Annotated in this window: 8 protein-coding genes and 1 pseudogene; 5 read left to right on the top strand and 4 right to left on the bottom strand. The window is 75.4% G+C overall.

What is annotated here, in order from left to right; translation table 11 throughout:
* Window positions 1-34 precede the first annotated feature (34 nt).
* Window positions 35-121, top strand: a complete 87-nt coding sequence (locus AOK03_RS40935; protein ID WP_425264388.1) for a zinc ribbon domain-containing protein — start codon at window positions 35-37, stop codon at window positions 119-121.
* Window positions 122-469: 348 nt separating this feature from the next.
* Window positions 470-1,141 carry an esterase/lipase family protein gene (locus AOK03_RS16955; protein WP_055566119.1) on the top strand — a complete coding sequence of 224 codons (672 nt, stop codon included), beginning with the start codon at window positions 470-472 and terminating at the stop codon, window positions 1,139-1,141.
* 19 nt (window positions 1,142-1,160) lie between these two features.
* Here the strand turns inward: AOK03_RS16955 and AOK03_RS16960 are convergent, their stop codons facing one another.
* Window positions 1,161-2,033, bottom strand: coding sequence for an MmyB family transcriptional regulator (locus AOK03_RS16960; RefSeq protein ID WP_055566111.1), 873 nt, complete (start codon window positions 2,031-2,033; stop codon window positions 1,161-1,163).
* A 501-nt stretch (window positions 2,034-2,534) separates the two neighbouring features.
* Between AOK03_RS16960 and fabG the strand changes: the two genes are divergently transcribed.
* The gene (gene fabG, locus AOK03_RS16965) at window positions 2,535-3,239 is read left to right on the top strand and encodes a 3-oxoacyl-ACP reductase FabG (protein WP_055566112.1); all 705 of its coding nucleotides are present in this window, start codon (window positions 2,535-2,537) and stop codon (window positions 3,237-3,239) included.
* A gap of 116 nt (window positions 3,240-3,355) precedes the next feature.
* Complete coding sequence (locus AOK03_RS16970; RefSeq protein ID WP_055566113.1) at window positions 3,356-3,901, top strand: ferritin-like domain-containing protein; 546 nt, start codon at window positions 3,356-3,358, stop codon at window positions 3,899-3,901.
* A gap of 97 nt (window positions 3,902-3,998) precedes the next feature.
* On the opposite strand, the gene AOK03_RS16975 is transcribed toward AOK03_RS16970, so the two are convergent.
* Together AOK03_RS16975 and AOK03_RS16980 are read right to left on the bottom strand one after the other, a co-directional pair.
* Window positions 3,999-4,355, bottom strand: coding sequence for a hypothetical protein (locus AOK03_RS16975; protein WP_055566114.1), 357 nt, complete (start codon window positions 4,353-4,355; stop codon window positions 3,999-4,001).
* Window positions 4,356-4,445: 90 nt separating this feature from the next.
* The gene (locus AOK03_RS16980; protein ID WP_055566115.1) at window positions 4,446-4,715 is read right to left on the bottom strand and encodes a hypothetical protein; all 270 of its coding nucleotides are present in this window, start codon (window positions 4,713-4,715) and stop codon (window positions 4,446-4,448) included.
* A 239-nt stretch (window positions 4,716-4,954) separates the two neighbouring features.
* On the opposite strand from AOK03_RS16980, the gene AOK03_RS16985 reads away from it, so the two are divergent.
* A complete protein-coding gene (locus tag AOK03_RS16985) occupies window positions 4,955-6,154 on the top strand; it encodes a PP2C family protein-serine/threonine phosphatase (protein WP_055566116.1) in 1,200 nt (399 codons plus the stop codon).
* Window positions 6,155-6,350: 196 nt separating this feature from the next.
* Here AOK03_RS16985 and AOK03_RS40940 read toward each other — a convergent pair.
* Window positions 6,351-6,790 (bottom strand): annotated as a pseudogene (locus AOK03_RS40940) (response regulator transcription factor); the annotation flags it as partial.

A 6,790-nucleotide genomic window follows, 5' to 3' on the forward strand; every position in this document is an offset into this window, starting at 1 on the left:
GGCAGCCCCCGGCGCGGGCGAGCCGGTCTGCCTGCTGGACCGGGTCTGCCCGCAGTGCGGCCGCCTGGCCGCCGACCGCGAGGCCCGCTTCTGCGCCCGCTGCGGAACCCCCCTGACCTGACGCACACCCGGGGCACCGGCCGGGGCGGCCCGTGACGGGGTCAGGTCCGGTGCCGGACTGGGGAGTTGCGGGTGGCGGGAGCCGGGGGGAGCCCCGGCCGGTGGGCGGGCCGGGGCCCCGGGCCTGTCGCGATCGGGGCAGTTCCAGTGCGTGCCAGAGGAGTTGCCGGGGGCGGGCGGTGAAACGGCCGGTGCGCGCCGGATGGGGAGCGGCTCTTCTCATCTGGCGCGCGCGACTCCACAATCACCCCTGCGCCCACGCCGGTTGGCGGCGGTGTGCCGTGCCGTGTCCGTGTTCGGTGAGGAGGCCCTGGTGCCGAGGGAGACGAGCGCCCGCTCCGCGCGGCGACTGCTGCTGGGCTGGCTGTGCGTGCTCGCCGTGCTGCTGCCGGCCGCGCCCGCGCCCCGGCCCGTGGTGTTCGTGCACGGCTACAACGCCGACCCCGGCGTGTGGGGGTCCCTGCGGGAGGACTTCAAGTCCGCCGGGTACGGCGACGGCGACCTCTTCTCCTGGGGCTACGACACCAGCCGGTCGGTCAACGAGGACCTCGCGGGCCGCCTGGCCGCCTACGTCGCCGAGGTGCGCGCCCGCACCGGCGCCGACCGCGTCGACCTGGTGGCGCACTCCTTCGGCAGCCTGGTCACGCGCTGGTATGTGAAGTTCGGCGGCGGCGCGCCCGCCGTCGCGCACTGGGTCTCGCTGGGCGGGCCCAACCACGGCACCTCCACGGCCTGGGCCTGCGCCCTGTGGTCGCAGGCCTGCCGGGACATGACACCGGGCTCCTACGTCACCGGCCGGCTCGCCGAGGGCGATGAGACGCCCGGCCCGGTGGCGTACGCGACGTGGGCCTCGTCCTGCGACGAGGTCATCAACCCCGACGACAGCGTGCCGCTGGCGGGGGCGGCCAACCACGAGGCGGGCTGCCTGGCCCACAACGACCTGCTGGGCGACGACGCCGTCTCGCAGGGCGTGCGGGCCTTCCTCACCGCCCCCGCCGCGGCTTCCGCCGGCGGCCGGTGAGGCGGGCCGGCGGCGGTCCTCAGGCGGCGGGTGCGGGCTCGAAGACCAGGATGAAGAACCGGGCGCCGGGCGAGCCCAGCGGCACCGCCGCGCACATGGTGACCTGCCCGGCCCGGGAGGGCAGATGCCGCGCGCAGCACCGGTCGGCGCCGCCCGGCGGGCCCGGGGGATCGGGCCAGGGCAGGCGCACCGGGCGGGTGGCGCCGCTGGGCTGGACGTAAGTGACCGGATCCGTGCGGTAGATGGGTCCGGCCACCGGGTCGTCCTCCACCTCCTTGTCCAGCTCCCGCAGGTCGGTGTTGCCCGGATACAGGGCCACCGCCTTGCGCAGCTGGGCGGCCAGCGGCCGGGCCCACCGCGTCTCCCAGTCCATCAGGTGGTGCTCGCGCGCCGTCTCCCGCAGCAGCATGTAGCGCATCAGGTTCCGCTCCGGCAGGGCGGGTTCGGCCCCCGGGGCGCGCGGGAACATCGCGGTGAACGCCTCGTTGCAGGCCAGCACGTTCCAGGCGACGTCGTTGACGTAACAGGGCCGGGTGACGCTGTGCACCGCCTCGTGCCAGGCGCCGTGGATGTCCTGCCCGGCCAGCGGGTCCTGCGGCCGGGGCGGCTCGTGCCCCAGCGCATAGACGTACAGCGCCGTCCGCTCGCCCTCCTCCAGGCGCAGCACGCCGCAGACCCGGTCCAGGAAGTCGGCGGCGGGGGCGGCCATTTCGCCCCGTTCCAGCTGGGCGTAGGTGCGCTCGGAGACGTACAGGAGCTGGGCGACCTGCGCCTGGGAGAGCCCCGGGGCGCGCCGCCCGCGCCCGGTGCGCGGGCGCAGCCCCACCGACGCGGGCTCCAGCCGGCTCCGCTTCCACCGCAGCAGCTGCCGCAGCGCGGCCTTATTGTCCACCGTTCGCCCTCCCGCGCGCCTCGCCCGGGGCCGGTCCGCTTACCGGCAGGGGGATTTCCGGAAATTCGGGAACAGGAAGAAGTTGCTCCTGGTACCGCCCCTGGGAGGCCCCCCACAATGACGGCCTGGATCTCGCCGGACGGCGACCGATGCGGCGCTTCCCGGCCGCCGGGGGGTGGTGGCGTTGTCGCAGCGCGTTCGTCGCGCGCCGACGGCGTACCCCGGGGATGCCCCCGCACCCCGCCGGTCCGCCCTGGCCCAGGCCCAGGCACCGCATCTCTTCTCCGTTTTCCCCCAAGGCTCCGCGCACGCCCCAACTAGCGCGGGAGCCACCCCTGTTCGTGCTGAGCAGATCAGCTTGCAGGCCGCCCCTCGAGGACCGCTGGAGGCGCCGTGTCGCGCGGCACGGCGCGTGCCGCGCCGCCCGCCGATCCGACGCGCGCCGGGCCCGGCCGCCGGCCCGGCGCGCAGAGTACCCCGCCCCCTGCAGAGAGGTCACCCGTGCCCCGTTCCGTTCTCGTCACCGGCGGCAGCCGCGGCATCGGCCTGGCCGCCGCCCGTGCCCTGCAGGCCGCGGGCGACCGCGTCGCCGTCACCTACCGCAGCGCCGCACCCCCCGAGGGGCTGCTCGCGATCCGCTGCGACGTCACCGACACCGCCCAGGTCGACGCCGCCTTCCAGGAGGCCGAACAGGCGCACGGGCCCGTCGAGGTCCTGGTGTGCTGCGCGGGCATCACCCGGGACCAGCTGCTGATGCGGATGAGCGAGGACGACTTCACCGCCGTCCTGGACACCAACCTCACCGGCACCTTCCGGGCGGTCAAGCGCGCCAGCCGGGCCATGCTGCGTGCCCGGTCCGGGCGGGTGGTGCTGGTCTCCTCGGCGGTGGCCCTGCGCGGCGAGGGCGGCCAGGCCAACTACGCCGCCTCCAAGGCCGCACTGGTCGGCTTCGCCCGCTCCATGGCCCGCGAACTGGGCTCCCGCAACATCACCTTCAACGTCGTCACGCCCGGCCTGACCGACACCGACATGATCAGCACGCTCAGCGAGGAGCAGCGCGCGGGCATGGTCGGCCAGATTCCGCTGGGCCGCCTGGGCGCGCCCGAGGAGACGGCCGCCGCCATCGCCTTCCTCGCCTCGCCCGAAGCCGGCTACATCACCGGCGCGGTGCTGCCGGTGGACGGCGGCGCCGGCATGGGGCACTAGGCCCGCGCCCCGCCACCATCCCGGGATGAATACGCACATATGGGTACGGTCATGGGGGCGGGACGCCGGACGGCGGCCGCCCGCTGTCCCGACCCGCCCAGCAGAGAGCAGCAGCCATGGCCGAGTTCCTGACCGACATCAAGACCATCCGCGAGCGGGCCCGCCACCAGATCGAGAAGGGCCCGGTGACCGACGCCTACGGCGCGGACCTGGAGCGCGTGCTCATCGTGCTCAACGAGGCCCTCGCCACCGAGATCGTCTGTACCCTGCGCTACAAGCGGCACTACTACACGGCCTCCGGCCTGTACTCCGAGCCGGTGGCCGCGGAGTTCCTGGAACACGCCCAGCAGGAGCAGGAGCACGCCGACAAGCTGGCCCAGCGCATCGTGCAGCTGGGCGGCGAGCCCGACTTCGACCCCGACACGCTCACCTCCCGCTCCCACGCGGAGTACGACGCCAGCACCGACCTGATCGAAATGATCAAGGAGGACCTGGTGGCCGAACGGGTCGCCGTCGCCGCCTACACCGAGATCGCCCAGTGGCTGGGGGAGGGCGACCCCACCACCCGCCGGGTCTTCGAGGAACTGCTGGCCCAGGAGGAGGAGCACGCCGACGACCTGCGCGGCCTGCTGGAGCGCATCCCGGCCGACCGCCAGGGCTGAGAGTGCCGGGCCTGCGGCCGCCGGGTCTGCGGGCGGCGCCCGTGGCCCCGCGCCGGCGCCGTGCGCGGCCGATGCGGGGCCTGTGCGGGCCGCGGTCTCAGCGGCTCTCCAGCCGCAGGGACACGTCCTTTTCCTGGTCGCCCGAGGCGGCGCCCTCCTGGGTGACGGTGAAGGCCGCCGAGAGCACCGTGACGATCTGGTCGACCGCCACATAGCCGCCCTGCACGTCGGCGGTCACCGCGCCCCTCAGCGACGGCGTCCCGCCCGGCGCGCCGCCCGCCGGACGGGCGGTGTCGAAGACACCGCTCCACACGGTCGGCCCGGCCGGCGCGGGGCCGCCGTCCCGGTCCGAGGCATAGACCGCCCCGAGCACGTCGAAGACGCTCCCGGCGTCCTCCGCCGCGCCGCTCAGCTCCACCGTGACCTGCGCCGGCCGATCTTCCGCACCGCTCACCGTCGCTCCCTTTCCTCGCGTTCCCCCGGATTGCCTCGCACTGCTCCGTGCCGTGCCGCCGTGCCGATGTCTCGCCGCGTCGCCGCGGCCTCAGCCGGAGGACTCCTCCGGTGCCGGGTCCGGGGACGGGTCGCCCGTCTGGCGGGCGCTGCCGCGCCGGCCGGTGCCGGCCTCGTCGGTGTCGGGCACATCGGTGTCGGGCGCGTCGTCGTCCGCCCCGCCGTCCGCGTCCGCCGCGGGCGGCCCGTTCCCGTCCGGCTCCCAGGGGTCCTGTCCGCCGTCGGCCTGCTGGTCGGGCGGGTCCCTGGGCACCGGCGTACTGCCGTCCGCACCGGGGGAGGCCGGTACCTGCTCACTCACGATGTCTCCTCTCGTCTCGCGTGCTGGCCCCGGAACACCTTCGGCCCGGCCCGGCCGGGCCGCCCGGAGCTGGGGTGCAGGTACCCGCGCAGGGCGGGACAACTCGTCCTGATCACCGTGGACCACCCGCGGCGGATCGGCGACACGGCGGCCGGCCGGGCGGGCCCCGCACCCCGGTGTGAGACTGCTCGTGTTCGTCCCGCCGCGTCGCGCAGCCCGCCGCCGAGAGGGAGAAGCAGGTGCCGACATCGGAGCCGCCCGGCGCACTCGTGGAGTTCCTCGCGGACCCGGACAACGCCGTCCTGGACCCGGCCACCGCGCTCGCCCGGTGCGCCACCGCCCTGGGCATGCCCCGGGCGGTGGTCCACTTCGCCGACCTCCAGCAGCGCCGGCTGGTCCCGCTCCACGACGAGACGGCGCCCGCCGACGCGGACGCTTCCCTGGCCGGCTGGGCCTACCGCACCCTGGCCCGGCGCGGGGAGGAGTCGCCCGCCGGCGGCATGACCGCCTGGCTGCCCCTGCTGGACGGCGCCGAACGGCTGGGCGTGGTCGCCGTCCACGCGCCCTTCCTGGACCCCGGCCTGCTGCGCCGCGCCCGGGCCCTGGCCGCGCTCCTCGCCATGATGATCACCTCCAAACGGGCGTACAAGGACAACGTCGTCCAGCGCACCCGCTCCGAGCCCATGCGGCTGCCGGCGGAGATGCTCCGCGCCTTCCTGCCGCCGCGCACCGTCGGCAACACCCACGTGGTCTCCACCGCCGTGCTGGAACCCGCCTACGAGATCGGCGGCGACGCCTTCGACCACTGCCTCACCCCAACGGCCCTGCACGCCACGATCGTCGACGCCATGGGCCACAACCTGCTCTCCGGCCTGACCACCGCCGTCGCCCTGGCCGCCTGCCGCAACGGCCGGCGCACCGGGGCGGAGCTGCCCGAACTCCTGGACGCCGTGGACGCGGCCCTCGGACGGTGGCTGCCGGACCAGTTCTGCACCGGCGTGCTCCTGCGCCTCGACCTGGCCCGCGGGGTGCTGCGCTGGAGCAACTGCGGGCACCCGCCGCCCCTGCTGATCCGCGGCGACCGGCTCGTCGCGGGCGCCCTGGAACGCGAGCCCGACCCGCCCATGGGCCTGCCCGCCGCCGTGCGCGGCACCGGCCGCCAGGTGCACGAGAGGACGCTGGAACCCGGCGACCGGGTGCTGCTCTACACCGACGGCATGACCGAGGCCCGGCTGGCCGACGGCACCGAGTTCGGCCTCGACCGGTTCGCCGACTCGGTCATCCGCGCCTCCGCCGCGGGCGAGGTCGCCGCCGAGACGCTGCGCCGGCTCATCCACTCCGTCCTGGACGCGCAGGCCGACCGGCTCCGGGACGACGCCACCATCCTCATGATCGAGTGGTATCCGCCCGGCCGGGAGCCCCGGCCCGCGCCCCGGTGACCGTCGCAGTACCGGTGACCGTCCGGAGCGCCCGGGCACCGCGCCGCCGGGCATGTCCGGCCCGATCGGGGGGAGGTGAAGAGGATGAAGATCCTCCTCGTCCTCGTCGTCCTTGCCGTCGCCGCCGCCTGGTACATGAAGTCGCGCAAGGGCCGCTGACCCCGTCCGCGCCGGGCCGGGGTGCGCCGGGCCGGGGTCAGCCCTGCCCGATGCGGAACCCCACCCCGTGCACCGTGACGATCCACTCCCGCGAGCCGAGCTTGGCGCGCAGGCTGCTCACATGGGTGTCCACGGTGCGCCGGGACCAGGAGCCCGCCCACACCTCCTGCATCAGCCGGTCGCGCGTGATGACCGTCTCGGGCTGCGCGGCCAGCAGCTGCAGCAGGTCGAACTCCTTGCGGGTCACCGCGATCAGGCGCCCGCCCAGGCGACCTCGCGCAGCGCCGCGTCGATGCGCAGCGCCCCGATCGACAGGACGGGGGACAGCGGGCGGGGCCGCACCCGGCGCATCACCGCCTCCATCCGGGCCTGCAGCTCCCACAGCCCGCAGGGCTTGACCAGACAGTCATCGGCGCCGGCCTGCAGGGCCCGCACCACGTCCAGTTCACCCCGCGGGCGGTGAGCGCGAGGAGCGCG

The sequence above is a fragment of the Streptomyces atriruber genome (assembly GCF_001418325.1).
In the GTDB taxonomy this organism is placed as follows: domain Bacteria; phylum Actinomycetota; class Actinomycetes; order Streptomycetales; family Streptomycetaceae; genus Streptomyces; species Streptomyces atriruber.

Coding starts and splice junctions, on each gene's coding strand:
- AOK03_RS16970 (WP_055566113.1), top strand. CDS start 3,356: ATGGCCGAGTTCCTGACCGACATCAAGACCATCCGCGAGCGGGCCCGC.